The 23,975-nt window shown below is 46.6% G+C and carries 26 protein-coding genes; 17 read left to right on the forward strand and 9 right to left on the reverse strand.

The window, feature by feature from the left end; translation table 11 throughout:
- Window positions 1-41: 41 nt before the first annotated feature.
- The 3 genes from pta (at window position 42) to DCM90_RS08365 (ending at window position 2,200) form a co-directional block, all read left to right on the forward strand.
- Window positions 42-1,025 (forward strand): phosphate acetyltransferase, encoded by a 984-nt coding sequence (gene pta / locus DCM90_RS08355; RefSeq protein ID WP_109250912.1) that lies wholly within the window; start codon window positions 42-44, stop codon window positions 1,023-1,025.
- Window positions 1,026-1,215: 190 nt separating this feature from the next.
- Window positions 1,216-1,692 (forward strand): tRNA (adenosine(37)-N6)-threonylcarbamoyltransferase complex ATPase subunit type 1 TsaE, encoded by a 477-nt coding sequence (gene tsaE / locus DCM90_RS08360; protein ID WP_109250913.1) that lies wholly within the window; start codon window positions 1,216-1,218, stop codon window positions 1,690-1,692.
- Window positions 1,685-2,200: a GNAT family N-acetyltransferase gene (locus DCM90_RS08365; protein ID WP_109250914.1), complete on the forward strand. Its 516-nt coding sequence runs from the start codon at window positions 1,685-1,687 to the stop codon at window positions 2,198-2,200. Before tsaE ends, DCM90_RS08365 begins: the two co-directional genes overlap by 8 nt.
- A gap of 113 nt (window positions 2,201-2,313) precedes the next feature.
- On the opposite strand, the gene DCM90_RS08370 is transcribed toward DCM90_RS08365, so the two are convergent.
- A complete protein-coding gene (locus tag DCM90_RS08370; protein ID WP_109250915.1) occupies window positions 2,314-2,850 on the reverse strand; it encodes a 3'-5' exonuclease in 537 nt (178 codons plus the stop codon).
- Between the two features lie 51 nt (window positions 2,851-2,901).
- Window positions 2,902-3,684 carry an exodeoxyribonuclease III gene (locus DCM90_RS08375; protein ID WP_109250916.1) on the reverse strand — a complete coding sequence of 261 codons (783 nt, stop codon included), beginning with the start codon at window positions 3,682-3,684 and terminating at the stop codon, window positions 2,902-2,904.
- A gap of 170 nt (window positions 3,685-3,854) precedes the next feature.
- Between DCM90_RS08375 and murB the strand changes: the two genes are divergently transcribed.
- Complete coding sequence (gene murB / locus DCM90_RS08380) at window positions 3,855-4,754, forward strand: UDP-N-acetylmuramate dehydrogenase (RefSeq protein WP_109250917.1); 900 nt, start codon at window positions 3,855-3,857, stop codon at window positions 4,752-4,754.
- An 85-nt stretch (window positions 4,755-4,839) separates the two neighbouring features.
- Here murB and DCM90_RS08385 read toward each other — a convergent pair whose 3' ends face one another.
- Complete coding sequence (locus tag DCM90_RS08385) at window positions 4,840-5,508, reverse strand: DUF1361 domain-containing protein (RefSeq protein ID WP_109251086.1); 669 nt, start codon at window positions 5,506-5,508, stop codon at window positions 4,840-4,842.
- Between the two features lie 187 nt (window positions 5,509-5,695).
- On the opposite strand from DCM90_RS08385, the gene cdaA reads away from it, so the two are divergent.
- From cdaA to tagH, 8 genes are all read left to right on the forward strand, one after another.
- Window positions 5,696-6,559, forward strand: coding sequence for a diadenylate cyclase CdaA (cdaA, locus tag DCM90_RS08390; RefSeq protein ID WP_109250918.1), 864 nt, complete (start codon window positions 5,696-5,698; stop codon window positions 6,557-6,559).
- Complete coding sequence (locus DCM90_RS08395; protein ID WP_109250919.1) at window positions 6,559-7,527, forward strand: CdaR family protein; 969 nt, start codon at window positions 6,559-6,561, stop codon at window positions 7,525-7,527. Before cdaA ends, DCM90_RS08395 begins: the two co-directional genes overlap by 1 nt.
- A 40-nt stretch (window positions 7,528-7,567) precedes the next feature.
- The gene (gene glmM / locus DCM90_RS08400) at window positions 7,568-8,923 is read left to right on the forward strand and encodes a phosphoglucosamine mutase (protein WP_109250920.1); all 1,356 of its coding nucleotides are present in this window, start codon (window positions 7,568-7,570) and stop codon (window positions 8,921-8,923) included.
- A gap of 242 nt (window positions 8,924-9,165) precedes the next feature.
- A complete protein-coding gene (gene glmS / locus DCM90_RS08405; RefSeq protein WP_109250921.1) occupies window positions 9,166-10,980 on the forward strand; it encodes a glutamine--fructose-6-phosphate transaminase (isomerizing) in 1,815 nt (604 codons plus the stop codon).
- Window positions 10,981-11,068: 88 nt separating this feature from the next.
- Window positions 11,069-11,191: a hypothetical protein gene (locus DCM90_RS10175; protein ID WP_263852059.1), complete on the forward strand. Its 123-nt coding sequence runs from the start codon at window positions 11,069-11,071 to the stop codon at window positions 11,189-11,191.
- A gap of 262 nt (window positions 11,192-11,453) precedes the next feature.
- Window positions 11,454-12,158, forward strand: a complete 705-nt coding sequence (locus DCM90_RS08410) for a glucosamine-6-phosphate deaminase (RefSeq protein ID WP_109251087.1) — start codon at window positions 11,454-11,456, stop codon at window positions 12,156-12,158.
- A gap of 317 nt (window positions 12,159-12,475) precedes the next feature.
- Window positions 12,476-13,375 (forward strand): glucosaminidase domain-containing protein, encoded by a 900-nt coding sequence (locus DCM90_RS08415; protein WP_225366007.1) that lies wholly within the window; start codon window positions 12,476-12,478, stop codon window positions 13,373-13,375.
- A 135-nt stretch (window positions 13,376-13,510) separates the two neighbouring features.
- Window positions 13,511-14,611: a teichoic acids export ABC transporter ATP-binding subunit TagH gene (tagH, locus tag DCM90_RS08420; protein ID WP_109250923.1), complete on the forward strand. Its 1,101-nt coding sequence runs from the start codon at window positions 13,511-13,513 to the stop codon at window positions 14,609-14,611.
- Window positions 14,612-14,909: 298 nt separating this feature from the next.
- Here tagH and DCM90_RS08425 read toward each other — a convergent pair whose 3' ends face one another.
- The 6 genes from DCM90_RS08425 to DCM90_RS08450 all read right to left on the reverse strand — a co-directional run bounded on the left by DCM90_RS08425 (window position 14,910) and on the right by DCM90_RS08450 (window position 21,294).
- The gene (locus DCM90_RS08425; RefSeq protein WP_225366008.1) at window positions 14,910-15,224 is read right to left on the reverse strand and encodes a hypothetical protein; all 315 of its coding nucleotides are present in this window, start codon (window positions 15,222-15,224) and stop codon (window positions 14,910-14,912) included.
- Window positions 15,225-15,286: 62 nt separating this feature from the next.
- Complete coding sequence (ppx, locus tag DCM90_RS08430; RefSeq protein ID WP_109250925.1) at window positions 15,287-16,216, reverse strand: exopolyphosphatase; 930 nt, start codon at window positions 16,214-16,216, stop codon at window positions 15,287-15,289.
- A 2-nt stretch (window positions 16,217-16,218) separates the two neighbouring features.
- Window positions 16,219-18,384 carry an RNA degradosome polyphosphate kinase gene (locus DCM90_RS08435; RefSeq protein ID WP_263852060.1) on the reverse strand — a complete coding sequence of 722 codons (2,166 nt, stop codon included), beginning with the start codon at window positions 18,382-18,384 and terminating at the stop codon, window positions 16,219-16,221.
- A gap of 2 nt (window positions 18,385-18,386) precedes the next feature.
- Window positions 18,387-19,907: a Ppx/GppA phosphatase family protein gene (locus DCM90_RS08440; protein ID WP_109250927.1), complete on the reverse strand. Its 1,521-nt coding sequence runs from the start codon at window positions 19,905-19,907 to the stop codon at window positions 18,387-18,389.
- Window positions 19,908-19,934: 27 nt separating this feature from the next.
- A complete protein-coding gene (locus tag DCM90_RS08445) occupies window positions 19,935-20,756 on the reverse strand; it encodes a LicD family protein (RefSeq protein ID WP_109250928.1) in 822 nt (273 codons plus the stop codon).
- A gap of 10 nt (window positions 20,757-20,766) precedes the next feature.
- The gene (locus DCM90_RS08450; RefSeq protein WP_109250929.1) at window positions 20,767-21,294 is read right to left on the reverse strand and encodes a DUF5067 domain-containing protein; all 528 of its coding nucleotides are present in this window, start codon (window positions 21,292-21,294) and stop codon (window positions 20,767-20,769) included.
- A 189-nt stretch (window positions 21,295-21,483) separates the two neighbouring features.
- Between DCM90_RS08450 and DCM90_RS08455 the strand changes: the two genes are divergently transcribed.
- The 5 genes from DCM90_RS08455 (at window position 21,484) to DCM90_RS08470 (ending at window position 23,942) form a co-directional block, all read left to right on the forward strand.
- Window positions 21,484-21,912 carry a MarR family winged helix-turn-helix transcriptional regulator gene (locus DCM90_RS08455; protein WP_109251088.1) on the forward strand — a complete coding sequence of 143 codons (429 nt, stop codon included), beginning with the start codon at window positions 21,484-21,486 and terminating at the stop codon, window positions 21,910-21,912.
- A gap of 16 nt (window positions 21,913-21,928) precedes the next feature.
- Entirely contained in the window at window positions 21,929-22,084 is a 156-nt protein-coding gene (locus tag DCM90_RS10015) for a hypothetical protein (RefSeq protein ID WP_165815257.1), read from the forward strand.
- A gap of 253 nt (window positions 22,085-22,337) precedes the next feature.
- Window positions 22,338-22,532, forward strand: a complete 195-nt coding sequence (locus DCM90_RS08460) for a hypothetical protein (protein ID WP_109250930.1) — start codon at window positions 22,338-22,340, stop codon at window positions 22,530-22,532.
- Window positions 22,533-23,191: 659 nt separating this feature from the next.
- Window positions 23,192-23,581 (forward strand): fluoride efflux transporter FluC, encoded by a 390-nt coding sequence (locus tag DCM90_RS08465; RefSeq protein WP_109250931.1) that lies wholly within the window; start codon window positions 23,192-23,194, stop codon window positions 23,579-23,581.
- Between the two features lies 1 nt (window position 23,582).
- Window positions 23,583-23,942: a fluoride efflux transporter FluC gene (locus tag DCM90_RS08470; RefSeq protein ID WP_109250932.1), complete on the forward strand. Its 360-nt coding sequence runs from the start codon at window positions 23,583-23,585 to the stop codon at window positions 23,940-23,942.
- Window positions 23,943-23,975: the final 33 nt, after the last annotated feature.

Raw genomic sequence — 23,975 nt, forward strand, 5'->3', positions numbered from 1 at the left:
AGAAAATAAACGGGTACACTTGTTTAACAGGAGGGATTCAGATGGAACTTTTTGAGAGTCTAAAACAGAAAATTCAGGGCAAACAGCTAAAACTCGTTTTTCCTGAGGGCGATGATCCTAGAATTATTGGAGCTGCAGTCCGGCTACAAGCCGATGGGTTAGTGATGCCAACCCTATTAGGCGATGCTGATGCAATTGCTAGTGCAGCGGAAAAAAATCATTTTGATATTACTTCGTTGAACGTTGTTGATCCCAGCCAAATGGCTTCGGATCAGTATCAAACGATGGTTGAAGCCCTGGTTGATCGACGGCACGGCAAGACGAGTCCCGATCAGGCGAAGGAAATGTTAAAGGACCCCAACTACGTCGGAACGATGATGGTTTACATGGATCAAATGGATGGCATGGTCTCGGGTGCCGTCCATCCAACGGGTGATACCGTCCGACCAGCACTCCAAATTATTAAGACTAAGCCCGGGGTAAAACGAATTAGCGGGGCCTTTATCATGCAAAAGGCTGATCAGCGGTACGTTTTTGCCGACTGTGCCATTAACATTGAACTTGATGCCGAGGGAATGGCAGAAGTTGCCTTAGAATCCGCCCAAACAGCAAAGATTTTTGATATTGATCCCCGGGTAGCCATGCTAAGTTTCTCAACAAAGGGGAGTGCCAAGGGCGAAATGGTAACGAAGGTTCAGGATGCCACTAAGCTTGCGCAGCAACAGGCTCCTGAATTACCGTTAGATGGTGAACTTCAGTTTGACGCAGCCATTGTTCCCTCCGTGGGTGAGAAAAAGGCGCCGGGTTCAAAGGTGGCGGGACACGCTAACGTATTTGTCTTTCCGGAACTTCAATCGGGGAACATTGGGTACAAGATCGCCCAGCGGTTAGGCGGCTTTGAAGCCATTGGCCCGATCTTGCAGGGGTTAAATAAACCCGTTTCTGATCTTTCTCGGGGTGCCAATGAAGAGGACGTTTACAAAGTATCTATCATTACGGCGGCTCAGGCACTGGCTAATCACTAAGATGAGCGACAGATGATAAAGTTAAGCGGCAGAACTTGTAGGTGAAGAACCTGACTAAAGATCGGCCGCAACCAAAGAGGGATAACGACCATGTCCGATCAAATTACAATCGAACCCGGTCGTTATCTCTCTTTGCATAGTTTGAATGGTTTATGTTCCAGACGTTTTACAATAGAAAGTGGGAAAGCATATGTGGACAGTAACAGTATCGAGTCCAGAGGCTACGCAGCAACTTGGTGAGGCCCTGGCACAGGGATTAGTTGCGGGGGACGTCATCCTGTTAGATGGTGATTTAGGGGCCGGAAAAACGACCTTTACCAAGGGATTAGCACGGGGACTTCATATCAAACGCAATATCAAGAGCCCGACCTTTACCATTATCCGTGAATATCAGGAAGGCCGGCTCCCCCTTTACCACATGGATATTTACCGGTTAGATGATGGCAGTGGGGCCGACCTAGGATTAGAAGAGTATTTTAACGGTGATGGCGTCAGCGTCGTAGAGTGGTCCAATTTTGTGGCGGATGAGATTCCCGATGACCACCTAAAAATTATATTTAAACGGAATGATGAGGCGGGTGAGGCCACCCGCGAGTTATCGTTTATCCCACACGGGGACCACTATGAACAGTTAGTTCGAACGTTGGAGGGCCAGCAAGATGAGTGAAGAAGTTGTTATCCGGGTTCCTCAACCCGATGAGGCGGGGCAAGTAATGGTGTTGTTAGCTGATTTACAACGGGAAACCACAACGTTTACCACTGACTTAGCTACCCACAGTCAACGAGAGGTCGCAGATCAATTAGCCCAAATTAACGAAAGTCCAACTCATCTGTTGTTGGTGGCTGAAATTGATCAGCGGTTAGTTGCGATTTTATCCGTTACCAAGGATCCCGATCATGAATCCTGGGGGGAGCTAGGGGTCGCCGTTAAACGTGATTTTTGGCACCTAGGCCTTGGAACGGCAATGATCCAAACGGGTCAGGACTGGGTTGACCAAATGAGTCAGTTAGAGGGATTGGTGTTGACCGTTCAGGATCAAAACGATCGGGCCAGTTCACTGTATGAGTACCTCGGATTTCAGTCAGTCAAAAATTCAACCCACGCCGTTACTAACGGACACGGTGACAGGGTTAGGGCACATGAGATGAAGTGGCGGCCAGCTGAAGAAAGCTAGTAAAACCCTAGACCTGGGACGTTAGAAGGCAGACTAAATAAGCAGGGTGACCTATTTCCGTTGTAGGGGGTCACTCTGCTTATTTGATTGGAATTTAAAAGTCACCGAGGGAGTTATCCCTGGATTCGAACAAACGGTTTTAACCGGTCGGCACCAAATTGATCCGCTTGGGTCAACAAGATATTGGCACAGGCCAGACTATCATCTAAGGCATTATGGTGGTGGTGAAGATCAATATTTAGCTGTTCGCAGACGGTATTGAGCTTATGATTGGGAAACTCGGGATAGAATTTTTTGCTAGTTTTAACCGTATCCAGGGTAAGGTACTGGGGGGTTGGTAATTCATAATGCTCTAAGCAGGCCCGTAAGACACTGTTGTCAAACGAAGCGTTATGGGCAATGACCAACTTGGATTTATCGTAAAATTCCTCGATGTGCCGCCAAACTTCTGGCCAGGTTGGCGCATCTGCGACGTCGCGCTCGTGGATCCCATGAATTTGGGTGTTACGCCAGAAAAACGGGGTATCCGGTTTGATCAGGGTATAAAATTCATCGGTGACCTGATTATTACGCACAACGGTTAAGGCTAAAGAACAGGCACTGTATCGTTTGGCACTGGCTGTTTCAAAGTCCATGGCAACAAAATTCACGGTGACGCCCCCTAAATTATTTTTAATGCCATATTCTATGTCAGATTAGCCCTAATTGTCAAGCGGCTTTACAAGCGACATCCCCTGAAGATCAAGTTCCACGGGGCAGTGATCGGAACCCATGACTGCCGGTAAAATGGCCGTCTTTGAAATGTTAGGGAGTAGACGCTCACTAGTGACAAAGTAGTCGATGCGCCAACCAGCGTTCGATTGACGGGCTCGGTACCGATAATCCCACCAAGAATAAGCGCCGCCTAAGTCTGGGTGCTGCGTTCTAAACGTATCGATGAACCCGTTTTGCAGGAGGGCGGAAAAGTTGTGACGTTCACCATCGGTAAAGCCAGCATCCCCCCGGTGGTGATCCGGGTGTTTCAGGTCAATATCCTGGTGGGCCACGTTTAAATCACCGCATAGAATAACGGGCTTTTTGGTGTCCAAGTCATTGAGGTAGGCTTGAAAAGCGGTGTCCCAATCCATCCGAAAGGCCATTCGGGCTTCATTTGAGCCAGAATTTGGGGCGTAGCAAGTGATGAAATAAAAGTCGGGGTATTCTAACGTAATGGTTCGGCCTTCATGTTCTAGTTCGGGGGCATGAATACCAAGGTAAAGGTCTAATGGTTCCGCCTTAGTGAAAACGGCAGTTCCGGAATAACCCTTTCGCTCGGCGTCATTATAATATTGGTGGTACCCCGGTAGAGTTAGATCCAGCTGACCGGCCTGCAGCTTAGTCTCTTGAATCCCCATGATATCAGGATTTTGATCGGAAACAACCTCGTTAAATCCCTTTTTAACAATGGCGCGTAAACCGTTAACGTTCCATGAAAGTAGCTTCATGTCACCGCTTCCTTTCTTACTGGTTACGTTTAGTATAGCAGAATTGTCACGAAATGAATTCTAGCTGGGTTGAGCGTGTTGTATCCGCGCACTTAGTGTTAGAATAGTGTCTATAACAGTCACCGTGCGATTGCGCGGGACGAGTATTTCTGAAATGAAGGTAACGAGTTATGTCAACGACCATTGAAAGTGCCTTTCCACAAATTAACATTTTAACCCATGAACCCTTATCAACTTACACGAATACTGAGACGGGGGGACCAGCTGATTTTTTGGCGTTCCCAAAGTCCGTGGCCGAAACCCGCGATTTAGTCGACTACGCCACCCAGCACCAACTACCGATTACCGTGATTGGAAATGCGAGCAATTTAATCGTGCGTGACGGTGGAATTCGGGGTCTCACGCTTATTCTGACCGACATGAACCAAGTTATGGCGGTGGGAGATTCGGTTACTGCGGAAGCGGGGGCGTCATTAATTGAAACCACCAAGGTGGCTCAGCATCATGCGCTATCAGGATTAGAATTTGCGGCTGGAATCCCCGGAAGCATTGGTGGAGCCGTCTTTATGAATGCAGGCGCCTATGGGGGCGAAATGTCGTTTGTCATTGAGTCCGTTCAGGTTCTTACCCGTGAGGGGCAAATCGAAACGCGGGATAATCAAGCGTTAGCATTTGCTTACCGGCATTCCTCCGTTCAGGACGATGGTGCGATTGTCCTTTCCGCTACTTTTCGGCTGAAAAAGGGCAATTCGGAAGCCATTCAGGCTCAAATGGACGACTTAAACGCTCAGCGAGCCGCTAAGCAGCCGCTGGACTTACCATCGTGTGGGAGCGTCTTTAAACGGCCGGTCGGCTATTTTGCGGGAAAACTCATCCATGATGCGGGACTCCAAGGCTTTACCAGTGGCGGAGCCCAAGTTTCAACTAAGCATGCCGGGTTTATTGTCAACGTTGATCGGGCCACGGCAACGGATTATTTGAACGTCATTAAGCACGTTCAAGAAACCGTTTATGCTAAGTTTCAGGTTCGCTTAGAGACCGAAGTCCGAATCATTGGGGCCGAGGCTTAGAGACACTTGATAGGGCATTAAACTTAAAGGGGCAACCCGCTAAAGTCTGCAGTAGTTAGCTGGCTTTAGCGGGTTGCCCTTTCGTTTAATCAGTTATTTTGGTTTCGGATTGTTGGTTGGCCGTAATGAGCCAAACGACGCAGTATCCAACCAGTTGAACAACGGTCATCAAGAAGACGAAGTAGAGCATGGTTGGGGTCCACATTTTGAGGAGGGGTTGAATCACGAAGTTCGGGGTTAGCAGGAGGTAAATGGTATGCAGGCGTAAAAAGCGGCCAATGTAAATCCCTACGGAGGATAGCAAGGTCAGACCGCAAACGAAAATCAGCTGCAACCAAGTTTGACCGTGCCCAAGACGGTTGGCTAAACTGCGGGATACCGTGTGCAAACTCCAAAAACCTAGGAGGGAGCAAACTAATACGGAAATCATAATGAGTGTATAGTAAGTCCACATATGTGGATCCTGCCGCAAAAGCCCCGTTTGAGCAGCGTAGGGCTGAAGCAGCGTGAGATGAAAGAGATCCGTCAATAGGTAGGGGGAGTTGGGGTAAAAGAGCAGCCAGACGATAAAGACCGGCCAGTAAATAAAGGCGCGGGGGTGCTTAGACCCTAAGTGAAAGCTAATCAGGATGGGGATGGCTCCGAGCAGGGTGTTTAAAGCTAAAAAGCTAAAGGGATCCTTGGCGTAAAACCAAAGAAAACCAATCCAAACGAGGAAAAAGCCCCGAATAAGCCATTTTGTTAGTCGATTCAAATTCGCCACGCTCCCTTCCCCATCAGTGTAACTCAAATTATGGCGATATTCATCGTAACAGACTCGATAATCAAACGAAATACCAATGGTTGAATTTAAGAAATTCAACAGGTTTTGTGGGCCAAACGGGCTGGAAAAATGAGCAACGTGCTATAATTAATATGACTACTGATTGGGAGGGAACGTGATGAGCCAGTTTTTTGGAGAACTACTTACCTGGCAGCATCTGAGCAACCTATTAGATATCTGTCTAATTTGGTTTTTAATTTATGAATTAATCATGCTGTTGCAAGGCACGAAGGCAGTTCAGCTAATGCGTGGAATTATCGTAATTGTGATTTTACGGATTGCAAGCGGACTGCTAGGGTTGAACACCGTTTCGTGGTTAATGGATCAAATTATTACATGGGGTGTCATCGCAATTATTGTGATATTCCAACCTGAAATTCGGCGCGGTCTGGAGCACTTGGGCCGGGGTTCGTTGATTTCTCGAAATAATAATTCTAATGAAGCTGCAGAACGAATGATCAATGAAATTGATAAGGCCATTCAGTATATGTCTAAACGGCGAATTGGAGCGTTAATGACCATTCAGCAAGATACTGGTTTGGAAGATTACATTGAAACGGGAATCGATATTGATGCGGTCATTACCGGCGAACTTCTCATTAACATTTTTATCCCTAACACCCCCCTGCATGATGGAGCAGTGATCATTAGGAATAATCGGATTGCGGTGGCCGCAGCCTATTTGCCGTTATCAGATAGCAAACTCATTCCGAAAGAACTTGGAACCCGTCACCGGGCCGCTGTAGGAATTTCGGAGGTCACGGATGCCCTCACAATTGTCATTTCGGAGGAAACGGGTGAGGTTTCCATCACCAAGAATAACGAGTTGCTGCGGGGAATGACTCAGGATGATTACCTGAAATTCATGCGGCACGAACTCCTAAAGGATGATGAGACTGAGGATCACCACAACTTCTTCATCAGCTTATATGATCGATTATCGGACTGGTACGATCGTAAGGTCAAGGGAGGGAAGAACTAATGAAAAAATTGATGAATAGCCGGTGGGCCTATCGGTTAATTTCATTGGTCTTGGCCATCCTCCTGTTTTTCTACGTTAATTCAATGACTCCTAACCACTCCAATTCGTTATCAGGGCGTCAGGATCGCATTGCGACGTTATCATCAACTAAAACTCAAACGGTAAGCGTTCCCCTCCAACTTAACGTGAACAACGATAAGTACTTTGTGACGGGTTACCCGGAGTACGTCAAGGTCACGCTCAGCGGATCAAGTGCGTTAGTCACGGCTACGGCCAATACCCAGAATTTTAAAGTGTACGCGTCTCTAAGCGGGCTTGGAAAGGGGACCCACACCGTAACCTTGCATCAGGAAGGCTTAAACAGTGAACTACGGTCCACGATTTCCCCCTCGCAGATTAAGGTTAATATTCAACCGCGAAAAACGGTTAACTTTCCGGTGAAAGTTAAGTATAATCAAGGAAACATCGCTAGCGGATACAAGGCCGGAAAGGCGACCAGCGATGTAACCCAGGTTCAAGCTACGGGAGCTGCAGATCAAATTGCCCAAATCAAGCAGGTCGCAGCGGTCATTAGTTTGGGCCCAAACGTCAAAAAGACGCAGAATAAGCAGGCCATTATTGAGGCCCTAGATGCTCATGATAAAACGGTCAACGTCATTTTAACGCCGTCGACGACTACCGTTAATTTGCCCATTGCCTCAACAGGAGAAAGCAAAAGGGTGGGCTTAGATCTCCAGGCTAAAAACGGGGATTCGAAGGTGAAGTATGCCCTATCATCAACGACGTCCTCCGTTACCGCCTATGGCAGTTCACAGCAGTTAGAGGCCTTAGACAAAGCCGAAGTTGACGTTGATGTGAGCGACGTGAAGGAAGAAACCACTAAAACGGTGACCATAAGTCCCAAGCAAAATGACGTTAAGAGTTTTGATCCAACCAGTATTAAGGTGAAAATTACGCCCCAATCATAGTGGTGCGGCATAAAAAGTTTAGAAATGAGGAATTTTAATAATGAAGTATTTTGGTACCGATGGCGTCCGAGGAGTTGCAAACGAAGGATTAACGCCCGAACTAGCGTTTAAAGTAGGCCGGATGGGCGGGTACGTACTGACTCAGCATGCGGCTGATCATACTAAACAACCCCAAGTCTTAGTCGCACGGGATACCCGGGTATCCGGACAAATGCTAGAAAGTGCGTTAATTGCCGGCTTGTTATCCGTAGGAATTGAAGTCCTGCGGTTAGGAGTTATTACAACGCCTGCCGTTGCTTACCTCGTCCGGACACAGGGCGCCGCTGCCGGAGTCATGATTACGGCTTCCCATAACCCCGTGGAATACAACGGAATTAAATATTTTGGGGACGACGGCTATAAGCTTTCCGATGAAATGGAAGAGGAAATTGAAGCCTTATTGGATGCTCCAGAAGATACGCTTCCCCGGCCTAGTTCAGCTGGCTTAGGAACCGTGGAAAACTACTCTGAGGGCAGCCAAAAGTACATCCAATTCCTCGAGCAAACCATTCCGGATGATCTCAGCGGCCTGCACATTGCCGTTGACTCGGCCAACGGGGCCACGAGTAACCTCGTTTCGCGGCTTTACGCGGACTTAAACGTCGATTTTGACACAATTGCCACGTCGCCAAACGGCTTGAATATTAACGATCAGGTGGGTTCCACCCATCCCGAAAACCTGCAGGCCTTTGTTAAGGAAACCGGCGCACAAATCGGGTTAGCCTTTGATGGGGATGGTGATCGTTGTATTGCCGTAGATGAAAACGGTGAAATTGTGGACGGTGATAAGATCATGTATATTTGCGGCAAGTACATGTCGAACCACGGCCGGCTTAAGAAGGACACCATTGTGACGACCGTCATGAGTAACTTGGGAATGTACAAGGCCATGGCAGAACATGGAATGAACTCCGTTAAAACTAAGGTCGGCGACCGGTACGTGGTCGAAGAAATGCTTAAAAATGGCTATAACCTTGGTGGGGAACAATCAGGGCACATTGTCTTCTTAGACTTTAATACGACGGGTGACGGATTGTTAACCAGTTTGCAACTGCTAAATATTATGAAGGAAACGGGTAAGTCCTTGTCCGAACTTGCTTCTGACGTAACGACTTACCCCCAAAAGTTAATTAACGTTAAGGTTCGGGATAAAAAGACGGCCTTAGAGGACGAAAAAATTAAACGGATGATTAAGACCGTTGAAGAAGAAATGAACGGTGACGGCCGGATCCTTGTCCGCCCATCCGGGACGGAACCCCTCATCCGGGTCATGACAGAGGCCCCAACCCTGGATGCCGCAACCGAATATGCTGAACGAGTAGCTAAGGTCGTTCAGTCAGTTGCTGGAATTCAATAAGCTAGATGAAAGCGATGAAACCCCAATGGGATTTCATCGCTTTTTTAGTTGAATTTTCTGAAAACGAAAAATAGACCAATTGGAGTAAAAATAAATTGACACCAGGGTAAAAAGGCAGTAAAGTTTAGTTGTTAATGACTGATATCAAATCGATATTAAGTCTATACCAATTTAGAAAAATGAAAATAACAAAACCTAATCGGTCCGCTCATCGTCGGCCGGTGTGAAAAGAGGATAACTTTATGTGTGGAATTGTTGGGGTTACGGGAAATGATAACGCGGTGAAAATTTTGGTCAACGGACTTCAAAAATTGGAGTACCGAGGCTACGATTCTGCTGGAATTTACGTCAATGATCAACATGGCAATGATTACCTCGTTAAGGAAAAGGGACGAATTGCTGACCTTGAGGCTAAGATTACGCCAGCGGTTCATGGTTCAACTGGGATTGGCCACACCCGCTGGGCTACTCACGGAGTAGTTAGTGTGGATAACGCCCACCCGCAATTCTCACAGGATGACCGCTTCTACTTGGTTCATAATGGGGTGATTGAAAACTACCAAGATTTGAAATCACAGTACTTAAGCGACGTTCCGTTCAAGAGTCAAACGGATACGGAGGTTGTGGTGCAGTTAATTGATAAATTTGCGGTAGAGGACAACTTGAACGCCCACGACGCCTTTATTAAGGTCTTAAGTCTCTTAGAGGGTTCCTACTCCTTCCTCATGATGGATCGTGAAAAGCCAGATACGCTCTACGTGGCTAAGAATAAGAGCCCGTTGCTAATTGGGGTTTGTGATGGCTACAACGTTGTTTGTTCGGATGCTATCGCCATGCTGAATGAGACGCATGAATTCCTGGAACTAATGGATGGTGAAGTGGTGACCGTCACACCGATGCACGTTCAGATTGAGGATCAAAACGGGAAAAGTATTGAACGGAACCCCTTCCACGTGGATATGGATGCGAGTGAAACGGATAAGGGAACGTACCCCTTCTACATGCTGAAGGAGATTGACGAGCAGCCGAACGTAATGCGGCAGTTAGCTTCCGTTTACCTTGCTGAAAACGGCAACCCGGTGATTGATCCTGAACTTTTGGAGGCCATGCAAGCCGCCGACCGGATATACATTGTGGGAGCTGGAACCAGTTACCATGCCGGACTTGTTGGGGCACGACTATTGGAAAACTTAGCCCACGTCCCAACGGAGGTTCACGTTTCTTCAGAGTTTGCCTACGAAAATCCAATCTTGTCGGACAACCCGTTCTTTATTTTCCTTTCCCAGAGCGGTGAAACGGCGGACAGTCGGGAAGTATTAGTTAACGTCAACAATTCGGGATACCCAAGCCTAACCATTACGAACGTGCAGAATTCAACGCTGTCGCGGGAAGCGACGTATACGTTGCTCCTCCATGCGGGGCCAGAAATTGCGGTCGCTTCAACTAAGGCTTATACGGCTCAAATTGCGTTAGAAGCTATTTTAGCGAAGGCATTGGGCGAAGTTGAGGGCCAAATTGTGGCACAAAACTTTGATATTCGGCAGCAGTTAGGGTTAGTAGCCACCGGGATGCAAGCCATTATTGACGAAAAACAGGAACTCGAAAAGTTAAGCAATGACTACCTCATGGATACGGCCCGGGCTTTTTACATTGGCCGGGGGATTGACTACACCGTTTCCCTAGAGGCCGCGCTCAAGCTAAAGGAAATTTCGTACGTCCAAGCGGAGGGATTTGCCTCCGGCGAGTTAAAGCACGGAACGATTGCCCTCATTGAAGATGGGACGCCGGTAATTGGGATCATTACCCAGGAAAAAACGGCGGGGTTAACCCGCAGCAACTTGGTGGAAACCAAGTCACGCGGCGCCCACATCATGACGATTGTTCGTCAGGGGTTAGCACAACCCGATGATACCATTGTGATTCCAGACGTAGAGGAATTATTAACCCCGCTCTTAAGCGTCGTTCCGGCTCAATTGCTGGCTTACTACACGTCCCTTAACAAGGGGCTAGACGTGGATAAACCACGGAACCTGGCGAAGAGTGTGACCGTAGAATAAGGGATACTGGTTGAATTGATCGGAAAGTTGCCAGCGGGCCGAAAACGGTGTATGCTAGTGCCATTCATTTTGAAGGGAGTGGCGCCACATGAAATATACGAAGCGTGAGCAACCGCGTCACGATAAGGAACGCCGGGATGCGACTTGGGAAAAATTCAAAACCCAACAGAACAAGCTTAGTGCGGATCGTCGCGGTAAAAAACGAAGTTAAGCTGAGATAATTAAAAATAAGGCTGACAGCAGTGATGCAACGGCCTGAGTAATGAACAACCCTACCGGAATTCGATGCGCTTTGATCGGAGCTTAGGGTTGTTTTTTTTGTGGGGTAATCGGAGTAAAACTGGACCTAATTGGGCCAAATTTCTTTTTATTTTGAATTTCCCTTGAATTTTTGGTCTAGACAGGTTATTATTGGGCTATACCGATGAGGAAATAAAAAGGGAGCGAGGTTTTTCATGATGAACACAGCAAATATGAACATTGTTGTCGTTAAGGATAACGTTGAAGGTGGTCAAAAGGGTTACGAAATTTTTAAGCAGGCGGTTGATAACGGGGCCAAGGTGTTTGGTTTGGCAACGGGAAGTACGCCCATCACCACTTACGATCAAATTACGGCCAGTGACCTAGACTTTAGTGATAAAACATCAATCAACTTAGACGAATACGTCGGCTTAGGCCCGGACGCACCACAAAGCTATCACTACTTCATGAACGAACACTTCTTTAGCAAGAAGCCATTTGCGCAATCTTACGTTCCTGATGGCTTGAACTTAGATGCCATGAATGAAACGGAACGGTACGATAAAATTATTGCGGACAATCCCATTGATTTACAAATCTTGGGGTTAGGCCGGAACGGGCACATTGGGTTTAATGAACCCGGGACTGATCCAGAGTCCACCACACACAAGGTTAAATTAACGGAATCAACCATTGAAGCGAACGCGCGTTTCTTTGATAATGAAGAAGATGTTCCGCGTTATGCTTACTCCATGGGCATTGCCTCAATTATGAAGTCCAAGCATATTTTATTGGAAGCTTACGGGGCCGAAAAGGCCGATGCTATCCAACGAATGGTTCAAGGTCCAATTACCACCGATGTTCCGGCTAGCTTCTTACAAAACCACCCGGATGTTACCATCATCGTTGATGAAGCGGCAGCTAGCAAATTAAAGTAAATGAGTTAATCGCGGGTGGGCAGTGAGAGTTTAGCCCACGTCAGATGAGATCGGTTCTTTAACTTCAAGCGGTTCAAGCTTGGAGTTGGGGGACCTTTTTTAATGGTGCACAGTTCAACAATGGGTGGGACAGTGACTGTCATTAAACCGAAAATATGTCATGAAAATGTCATTGAACGGATAAAAACGATGAAAGTGGTTGGCGGGAGTGGCTTTTAATGTTACAGGCCCAGTAAATCCGCTTTCATGATCTTGCAAGCCGCCTCGATCCCTGTATAATGTGCAACAGTTTATTACCCAGGGACGGAGGATATGTGTTGAAACATAAAAGATTAGTTCAAATCTGTGCAGCTTTAGTATTTGGTTTTGTCGGGGCAGGATCATTTTTTAACCAAACTGCAAGGGCCGACTCAGAACAGGAAGCCTTTATCAGTAAACTGTCACGTCCGGTTCAAGAAGTGACGCAAAAGGATCAGCTTTACGGATCCGTGATGATGGCCCAAGCCATTCTAGAAAGTTCATGGGGGAGCAGCCAGCTTTCGAAGGAAGCTAATAATTACTTTGGGATTAAGGGCGACTATAAGGGGCAATCCGTTACGATGCGGACGGCAGAGTATGACTCTGATGGTAATAAGTATTACGTTAACGCCAAGTTTAAAAAGTATCCAAGCGCAGAGGCATCAATTAAGGATAACGCCCGGATTTTACGCGGTGGAACGAGTTGGGATAATGCTTACTACTCGGGCGCATGGAAGGAAAATGCCCAGTCGTATACCGACGCCGCAGCAACACTAGCTAACCGGTACGCCACGAACAGTGAGTATGGGAATAACATTGGGCACGTGATTCGCACGTACCATTTAACCAAGCTGGACCAAAAGGTTACCCCTGCTAAACAAGTGGACACCGAAAAGACAGTGACTAACAAACAGCCGGTAAAAACCACACGGCCAAAGACAAAACCAACGAAATCAACGGCCACAAAGTTTATGGAGGCCTTTGGGATTGTTAAAGCTCAGGCTTCTAGGATTTATACGAAGATGCCAGATTCCACCCAGCACCAGGGAGCTTCAAAAAGCGCGGCGGCATTTATTAATCACCGCGTTACTATACATAAACAAGCGACAACGACAACCGGAACCGTTTGGTATGAAATTAGCGACAACGGTAACACGGGTTGGATAAAGGCTTCGGATTTGTACATCACTAAAAATTAAGTTTCACTAAGAATCAGCTAAAGGTGACGGATTTTTGTCCGTGGCCTTTCTTTTTTGGTATAATACTGGGGTTAAGGTTAATTCCGGACTCATTAAATAAAGATTAGACTACGAATTAAGGAAGTAATGATCTTCATGGATAACGCAGTAGATTATAAAATTAAAGTTGAAAACGTCACAAAAGAATATGAATTATTCAAGACCCAATCCGAAAAGTTACGCTCGTTCTTTGCGTTAGGTCACCGGCATGAGGTTCCACACTTTTGGTCGTTAATGGGAATCAGTTTTAAAGTCAAACCCGGTGAAACCTTGGGCTTAATTGGGGTCAATGGGTCCGGTAAATCCACGTTGTCCAACATTATTTCGGGAGTGATCCCCCAAACGACCGGACAGGTGGATGTTCGGGGCGACACCTCGATTATTGCGATTGGTGCGGGACTTCGGGGTAATTTAACGGGAATTGAAAATATTCGGTTAAAGGCTTTAATGCAGGGACTAACGAACAGCGAAATTGATGCCATTATGACGGACATCGTTAATTTTGCGGATATTGGGGATTTCCTGTACCAACCCGTTAAGAGCTATTCAAGCGGGATGAAGTCGCGACTTGGATTTGCCATCGCGGTTCACGTCAACCCCGATGTGATTATCATTGATGAGGCCCTCTCCGTTGGGGATGACACCTTTTACCAAAAGTGTGTGGCCAAAATTAACGAATTTAAGGAGGAGGGCAAAACCATTGTCTTTGTCTCCCATAATATGAAACAGGTTAAGATTCTTTGTGATCGGGTGGCTTGGATCCACTACGGAACGCTGAAAGAAATTGGCGAAACCCAGAGTGTGGTGGATGATTACCAGGAATTCACGAAGTGGTTTAAGGGTCAAAGCAAGAAGGATAAGAAGGCCTTTCAACGTCAAATGAAGGATGATCAAAAATCCTTTAGTATTGATAACTACGAAAAGCAGGTTGCTGAAGAGCGGGAAGCTGCAAACCCAGAGGAAAATCCACAGGCGATTACGGCTGCGGTGCACAAGGATTTTTATGGTTCGGTACTTAGCGAAAAGATGTCCGTGGCCAATCGAATTCTCACTTGGGTGGTCCTGTTCGCCTTCCTATTCCTGTGCGGTGTGAATATTTCAGGACATTCAATGTCGGACGTTGTGGCACACCCCTCCCAAATGTTTCACGTCGTTAAAACCCTGCACGATCCAAACGCAACAAAATCAGTGAAATAAAATTAGCTGGGGAAACGATTATTTAGATCCCCCAAAACAGCAGTGGGTCAATAACGACGGGCAGTCCTTTGCCTGACAGTCGTTATTGGCCCACTTTAATTTTGCCGAAAACCAGAATCGCTATTGACAGCGCTTTCAATTTTGGTATGATAGACCTATAAGGTAATTGGTTACCTTAAATCAATTCTCTTTCTCTCATATGCCAACCACTATCATCACTGATAGTGGTTTTTGTGAAATTTAAGGGGACGTCGGCTAACTCGATTTTGATCGAGCTGGCTGACGTCCCCTTTTCAGGTTAACCAATATGATTTTCCTTTAGAATGGTATCCACCAATTCTTGAATTTTAGCCGGTTTTTCCCACTCCTCGAAGTGATCAAAGTTTTCGCCTGGCATCACGTAGTTTTCGTTAATGTAGTCCTCATAAGCTTGAACGCTTGGCGAATGGGGGATGTTCAGTTGTAAAATCCGGACTTCTTGGATCATATTCCGCAGGCGGGCCAACTCAGCGCGGCCGTTCTGAACCATATTGCTAATTTCCATGTACCGCGACCCGTCTAACCGGGTAATTTCTTCAATAAGCGTTAGTGTTTCATGACTTTTTTTCGCCAAATGAGTCATCCTCCCAAAAAAGTTTCTGCTTTATTATAGCAGTTTTTGGAAAGCAGAACGGCCTAATGCTGACCTAGTTGTTCCAAATGCTCGTATAAGATGCCCTCTCTGAGGCCGCTGTTAGAAAAGGTGACCCGGTCAGAATCGATAAACCGCATGAGGAGTACCAGTGGAATTAAGCCGCCAATGATAATGTCGGCCCGTTCCTTGGAGAGTCCGGGCACCTTTTTTCGGCCGTTTAAGTCTAAATTTAATAGGCCGGAAAAAATGGCGGAAACTTGCGCCGAAGAAATGCGGTAACCGTGGATATCTTCGAAGTTGCGAAAGTTTTCGGTGTTACGCTGAATTTTTGCGAGCGTCCGGTTAGCTCCGCCGAGGCCAACGATGGGAAGGTTGAGGCCATCTCTTAACCACCAAACGCCGTTAAAAATATCGTTGACAAACGACATGGCTTCATAAAGCGACTTAGCGGTGATAATATCGGGCTCTAAAAACCGTTGGGAGAGGGTAACCGAACCCAGTGGTATACTGATCAGGTTCTTGGCTCGTCCCGCCTCAACGAGCGCTAATTCCGCTGAACCACCCCCGGTATCTAAAATGATACAGTTTCGGGTCGGGAGGGTGTGGGTAACCCCAATGTAATCGTACCGGGCCTCCTCGGTTCCCGAAATCACGTGCAACTCTAAACCTAGCTCTTCTCTAACCCGTTTTAAGAACTTCTTTTGATTGGAGGCTTGTCGGACCGCTGCCGTTGCAACGGCAATTAATTGTCGGTCAGCCACTTGATCGTAGACCGTTTTAAATTTTTTGAGGGCCCGGATCGTGCGATCGACTGCGGCAGGTTGGAGCTCGTGCTTAGGTCCCATATTCGCCGACAGCCGTACGTATTCCTTCATTTGGGTGACGGTTTCAAAGCTGCTGTCATCGTTGATTTTAGTAATGGTCATCCGGACGGAGTTAGAACCAAGATCAATGACCACAAAATTTTCCATAGTTAGTCCTCCTTATTCTCATCGCTAAAGGGTTCTGGCTGATTGTGGGGGCTCATTAAGGGTTGAAACTGGTGGGAAGAAGCCTCTAAATCCTTAGCCCGAGCTTCTTGATCCGCCATCACCTTAATTTCGGCTCCCCGGATAAATTCACGCTGGGCATTGTGGGGCTCGGTCCCTCGGTGACCAACGTGCTTATAAACACCGTCGGGTAATAAGCAACGGGTTTTCACGTTGTCCGCCCAGAGGGTTTTGAAGATCGTAATTACACGTTCCCGGGTATCCGGCTGCATCACGGGAAACAGTAACTCAACCCGCCGATTTAAGTTCCGGGTCATTAAATCAGCAGATGACAGGTAGACTTGCTCATCACCCTGATTTTCAAAACAGTAGATCCGGCTGTGCTCCAGAAAGCGGCCGACAATCGAGTGCACGGTAATGTTTTCACTGACGCCCTTTATCCCAACGTTTAAACAACAAATTCCCCGGACGAGAAGATCCACCTTAACCCCGGCTGCTGAGGCTTCGTAGAGTTCAGCGATCATATCGGCGTCCGAGAGCGAGTTCATTTTCATCCAAATGTGCGCGGATAAACCTGCCTTGGCGTTTTTGATTTCGTTATGGATTTTTTCGGTTAAAAAGTCGCGAATTCCGTTTGGTGAAATATGAAGCAGATGAAAGTAAGGGGGCTCAGAGAAGCCAGACAGCATATTGAAAATATTGGATGCATCAATTCCCATTTCAGTATTGGCCGTTAGGAGACTGAGGTCGGTGTAGAAGCGGGCGGTGACGTCGTTATAGTTTCCGGTACCCATATGCATGTAGCGCCGAATTCCGTCTTCTTCCCGGCGAACCACCAAAGCGAGCTTACAGTGGGTCTTAAGCCCCATTAACCCGTAAATAACGTGGCACCCCTTCTTTTCCAAGGTTCGCGCCCAATGAACGTTATGTTCTTCATCGAACCGGGCCTTCACCTCCAACAGAACCGTTACCTGTTTGCCGTTTTCAGCGGCGGTCCCGAGGTCCTTAATGATCGGTGAGTTGCCAGAGACCCGGTACAGCGTCATTTTAATGGCTAACACATCGGGATCGATGGCCGCTTGATGAATTAATTCAGTCACGGGATTGAAGGAATCGTAGGGATGCTGCATGATGTAGTCCCGCTGCCTAATCGTATCGAAAATGTTATGGTGGCTGTCTAAGGCCGGATTTTGGTAAGACTTAAATGGCGGGTAGTTCAGGTCGTCATGGCCCGTCACCTTTTTGGCCATTTCATTGCAGAAGGTCAGGTCAATGGGACCCGGAATGTCATAGACGGCAAATTCTGGAACGTCCAATGATTCGGCAAGTTTATGGCGCAGTTTTTTGGACATCTTTTTGGCGACTTCAAGCCGCATTACTGGGCCGTGTTCCCGCTGCTTGAGCTGCTGCTGAACTTCCTTTAAGAGGTCAGAGGTATCTTCATCGGCAACGTCCAAGTCCATATCACGCAAAACCCGGTAGGTCGCAGCTTCTTGAACGTCATAGTTAATAAAGAGGCGGCCAATGTACTGTTTAATGATGTCATCAAGCAGGATGAAGTCGTTTTCGGCGTCGGGCAAACTCACTACCCGGGAGAAAACGTCCGGGACTTGGAGGGTGGCAAACTGCTGCTCGGTGGTGTGGCCCCGCTTATTTACCCGCAGAGCAATGTTTAGTGTGTTACTCCCGATGAACGGAAACGGCCGTGATGTATCAACCGCCATCGGGGTCAGAGCCGGATAAAGCTCATCGTTAAAGTACTTTTCAATGTACTCCGTCTGCTTAGGCGTCAGATCTTCCGGCCGCAGTAAATGGACGTTGATATCTGCTAGCAGCGGAAGGAGGGAGCGCTTTAGGGTGGAATACTGTTGGGATACTTGTTGGTGCGCCTTCTCATGAATGGCAATTAATTGTTCCCTCGGTGTCATTCCGGCCGCGTCGGGCTTATCGTAGTTAACGTCCACTAATTTAGCGACGGAGGCTACCCGAACGCTAAAGAACTCGTCGACGTTACTTTGGGTAATACCTAAAAATCGGAGGCGCTCAAGTAGCGGATTATTTTTGTCCCGGGCTTCCTCTAAGCACCGAAAGTTAAAGTCAAACCAGCTGAGTTCACGGTTGGTGTAATAATCTGGATTGTGAAAGTCAATGGTCATTTGTGCAGCCTCCTTTGTTTTAGGACCGGAATTAGGCCGTAAACTTCACTGAAAAATTTGGCCTTAGAGTTAAAGACCCAGCGGTTAAGAGCAATTTCATCGTCGCTTTCGGCGGTGATGATCAGTTTGGGGTCCTGAATGGATACCGAAATTTTCTTGATTTTTTGGAGTCCGTCGTCATCCAAGGCATCCGCAATTCGCAAAATAGCCGCAAGTTTGGCAATTTCAATTCGCTTCTTGGGCGGGAGCAAATTGAAGGCTTCGGGATGGTTCGTGGGGGTTTGCGAGCTGTGGTACCGGGAAACAGACGCAATCGTTTGAATTTCCTCGGTGGACAAACCAATGAGCTCCACCTGTGACAAGATGTACTCTGAATGAACGTAGTGTTCGTCATCATCGATAAACTCACCGACGTCGTGATCAAGAGCCGCCACGTGCAGCAAAAGCCGGTCGCGTTCCGGCAGCTGGTGAATCGGTTTGAGCTGGTCAAAAAGGTGAAGGGCAAATCCCGTCACAATATCTCTGTGGGCCGGATCAACCCGGTACCGGTCCGAAAAGTTGGTAGCTGCAGTAATAACCTGCTTGAGGTAGGGCCGGCGTTTTGCCCGTTTTAGGGTGGCATTAATGAGAAGACCATCCAGAACGTTTGCCCGGGTCAGAGTGATCGAATCGGCTTCGACGAATTCCAGCAGCCGGGCAATCAGGAGGGTTTCCGGTAAGACCATTTGGACGCGCTGGTCGTCTAATTTAAGGTAGTCCATCAGGTATTGGTCGGAGGATTCCCGAACCATTTTGGCAAATTGACTAAATTTTTTAACCGAGATTTCCTGGAGTTCTTCCTGGGGCGCCATAAAAAATTGGTTAACGGGACCGGCCCCGATGAGAACCACCCGGTGTTTTTTATCCTTAAAGGCCATAAACCGGGAGAAGTCTTCAACAACGTGATTGATGTAATCCGCCAGGACTTCCACCGGATTTGGTGCGGTGGCTTGCAAGTCATGAAGAACGTCTTCAATTCTTAACGGCCCGAGTTTCATATTCCGGGAGAATTCATATTGGCCGTGCTTAAACAGGGAAACGTTGGTGTTCCCGGAGGTCAAACTTAACAGCACCGTGGGCTTCTTATTGAAGTAGAGGTACCCGTTTGTCTGTTCAGCCACCGCAATGTTGCGGTAGTAGGCCTCCTCTCCGGTTGATAGCCAGTGAACGTGCATGCCCGTACGAACGAATAATTGATCGGCCACCAAGTTGGCGTTCACAGCGGTGGATAAGGCATTTGACCCCCATAATTTGAAGTGGGTCACGTCATAGTCCTTTAGCTGCTGAAGGAACCCCTTTAAGGCGTCAGCGGCTTCCATTACCGTTGAATAGGGAATGGGTTCGTGAGAATAAATATTTTCCCCGAGGGCCACATTCGATGTTACCCGGGTAACGTCCTGGTGGGTTTTAAGGTTAACAATTGCTAGCTGAAGGCTGGTAACGTTGAGTAAAATTGCGCCAAAGTAATGACTAGCCATAGATCCTGCTCCTTCCCAATGCTGGGTTTAACGGTTATAAAAAACTTGGTTATCCATAATAAGTTGATTCAGGTGCTTTGACACTCGATCTGCTTCGTCGGGCCACTGTTGATAATCATGGTACATCTGGGTGAGAATCGTGTCATAGTCGGCCGGAACTTTGACCTGCAAGGTTTCGAACGGAACGGTAATTAAATGGTGGATTTGATCGATTGTAAACACTTCTTGGTCGTAGTCGTACTGGGAGGAAAGGTTTTTAACGTGGGTGAGCTGGTTATCCTGGTTATATTGGGTCATGGCTGTCAGTCGGCGGGTTCGCAGTTGTTGGGCGTCTTCCTGCTTAGTATGATCGTGTTTGTCGAAGAAGGTTCGAAAGGGGGTATCAAAATAGCGGTACCCAAGTCGAATGAGCAATCGGATGGTCGTTTCTCGAACCGTTTGAATTTGGACGTCCCGTGCTCCCTGGTCATTGGGAATTCGGTCCAGCGGGAAAATATCAATAAAGACGCCCTTCCGTGCATTGTTGACGTTATTGCGTTCAACGATGTAGGTCTTTCGGTCCAGGAGTTTCATATACCCCCACGCGTAGTTTTGGTCGCTAGTTTCGGTCTGAAGGAAGTAGTCGGCTGGCAGTTCGGTTTTAGCCAACTCAATAAACTGATTGTAGGATTCTCTGGGCATTCCCACGTCTAAGTCATCATCCCACGGGATAAAACCCTTGTGGCGAATAGCGCCCAAAAGCGACCCGCCAAGGAGGGTATAGGTTAACTGGTGGGCCTCGCACAACTCAATAAACGTGGCTAAACTTTTTAATTCAACTTGGTGAACGCGATCAATTAGTTCTGACATCATTAATCTCCTATCTAACGGTATACCGGGAAACGTGAATCGTATTCTTCTGGTTGGTAAAGTGAACGTTAATAATGGACTTTGTTTTAGGCTCAAAGGTTGCTAAAATTTTGGCGGACTGACCGGGTTTAACGGGCATTACCGAACGGTTCATCAGATTATTGTCGCTAGTCTGGTTAGTCGAAAAGGCGAGGTTTCCCGTCGTCAGCCGCTTACCATCCTGTTCGGCCCAAACGTACTTCGACCAGACGTCGGCGGGAGTAAACTCCCTTTTGCCGAGATTTTTAACGGTCATTCGGATCACCAGTAACTGCCGGTTCTTAGTGGAACTGTTTTCAACGGCGTGATTGGTGAGGGTAAAACTTGCCTCATTCTTAACGGTAAAGGTTTGCTGCCTGAATGTCGCGGGAACGGCTGTTTTAGTTTTAGCCGCGTGAAGGGAACTGGTCTTTGATTCCGATGACTGCTGGTTGACTTGGCATCCCGCTAAAAGTAGGGAGCCTGAGATTATAATCATTAATAGGTTAGAAAGCTTCATAATATCCTCCTGGGATTCTTTAATTTTATTCTAGCATAGGAAGAAAACGTAAGCGATTACGTCGCTCTGGGTTCCTAAAATAGGATGGTTTTTGTCCTAAACGCATGCTAAAATAGATGCTGTATTTATTTTAGAAGGGAGAGCGTTGACGTGGAGGATAGGTTACTTGAATCGTTTATTGAGGTTTATATGAATTCGCTGAAGTACCTTGATGAATTTGTATCTGAACCAGCTAGGGAGTTTCAACTTTCGTTTGAACAGTACCTGATTTTACACACGGTGGCTAAGCAAAAACACGTGACCCTCATGGACATTGCTAGTGAGCGGCGCGTTACTCGAAGTGCCATTTCGCGTCAAATTAAGGTTCTCCTGAAGCGTGATTATATTTATCAATTACCTGATGAAACAGATCGCCGGCGCTTGTACTTAAAGCTCACTGCTAGCGGCAGAAAAGCCGAAGAAGAAATCACCAAGCGGGTTCACGACCTCTTTGCTTCGTGGATTGAAACTTTTGGTGAAGATAAGGCTGAGTGGGTGCTTCAATTTATTCAAGATTTTTCTCAGGTGGCCAAGTTAGATAAGACGGCAACCGAGCATCAGATTGAGTCCCAGGATTAATCAAGGAGCAAGCAAGTTGGCAAAAAAGAAAATGAGTCGTCAGGAACAAGAACGGTGGCGTAAAATTGTCTACATGGACGACAAAGCGGCAACCAGTCAGGCGTCCCGGAAGAAAGACGTGACTAAACTCACATTATGGCAACGGTTTTTACACCGAATCCACTTAAACTAACCCAAAACAGCCGAAAAGGGACGTCAAGTAACGTCACTTTTCGGCTGTTTTGGCATTTAACGCCCTGAAATGGTTGTGATGACAGTCGTTTCGGACGATAAAAAATAAATTGGAACCCATAAAAATCCCTTATATTTCATTTTTTGTAAAAAATATTTGATAAAAATGACATCTTCTAGACCTACGGGGGTGGCCACTTTATAATTAAAATTGTAAAAGTAGTTAACTACAGGAAATATTTGGGGGTGACAATATGCTTAAGCAAATCGATCAAGGACATGAGAGAGAAGCATTCAAACAGGTTGTCAACGTAGCCAAAGGTTACGGAGCTAAGGTTGTTGACCGGACTTCACTACGTCATTTTAACGACGCGGTAAATGAAGAACGGGCAATTATTGCTGAAGCTCGGCAACGCCACCAACGGGCTTCTTTACAGTCGGTTGAATAGGGTTAACCGATTAGCGGCATTGATTGGGATGTTTGGTTAGCAAACCGGGATTTGCTAACGGATTAACTTTACATTTTTTGTATACGGGATTAACTATTTATTATCGTTGATACCTTTTAATCCACATTCAATCGGCCAACACTGCTTTAATGTTATTGGCAGCGAATTTTCAATTAACTGGCACAAGGGATAGGGCCCTTGTGCTTTTTTGCTGGCTTAAAACGCTAAAAGCCTCCAAAAAACAAAAAGCCAGCTGCGAAAAACTTCGCGGCCGGTAGAATAAGTATGATATATGTGTACAGTAATTAGAATCAATAATGGCAATTCACGTAAGAGCCCATTACTGGTGAGAATCATCTCAAAAACATTACTGTGGCGGACGACAATCCGAATATGTACCCTTAGTATAGCTAAAATATAACCGCCTGTAAACCTTTAACAGAAAAAAATTGTTTAATTGTTAAAAAAGTATGGTGAATTTGTTAATCTTTTCGCTATTAAGCTTGATTTGGTGCGTTTTATCCCCACAACGATTTTTTTAAGCCCCTAATTCCTTTCACTTTAGCACGTTTTCTCAAAAAAGGCGACTACCTAGCATTGACGTTAGATTTAAAAGATGAAAAAATGGAGGAATAGTTTATTTGAGAGAGGGAACGAGAATGCGGAAATTCATTTCCGTTGCTGCTTTTGCTTTTGTCGGGGGAGCTTTGCGTGAAGCTTTGACGTTAATTCCACTTGTCGGCGACCATTATTGGTTAATTTGTACCATTAATTTGTTAGGATGTTTTTTACTGGCGTTTGTTACTGAGGGGTTGCCCGCTATTTTACCCCTGTCAGATGTTTGGCTAACGGGGTTGAGTACGGGCTTAATTGGTAGTTTTACAACGTTTTCGACGTTTTCAACGGATTTTTATATACTTCTGCGTACTAATCAGTTCAGTTGGGCCATCCTTTACGTTATGGTTAGTCTGTTCGGGGGCTTGACCTGTGCCTACCTTGGTGTTCGACTGAGTAACCGAATTATCCATAAGAAGGAAGGGGGATTGTAACATGAATTTAACGGTCTTAGCTGGATTGGGTGCGACCCTTGGGGCACTAAGCCGGTTTGAAATTATGAATTTATTTAAGCCGTTGAACGCACGGATGGCAATTCCCTATTCAACGCTGCTGATTAACCTCGGGGGATCCTTTATTTTAGGGTGGCTCACTGGAATTAGTCCGACCATTGAATGGCAAACGTTCTTGGGGGCCGGGTTTTGTGGGGGATTAACTACGTTTTCGACTTGGATGAACGAGTCGATCATTTTAATGAAGGATGGTCAGCGCAGAGACGGCATGATCTACGACGGCTTATCATTGTTATTAGGCGTTATTTTAGCAGGGCTGGGGTACCTATTAGGCATCCACTAATCGGTTTAACGGGGAACATGTTAAAATTAACGG

The organism is Levilactobacillus bambusae, assembly GCF_003124125.1.
Taxonomy (GTDB): Bacteria; Bacillota; Bacilli; order Lactobacillales; family Lactobacillaceae; genus Levilactobacillus; species Levilactobacillus bambusae.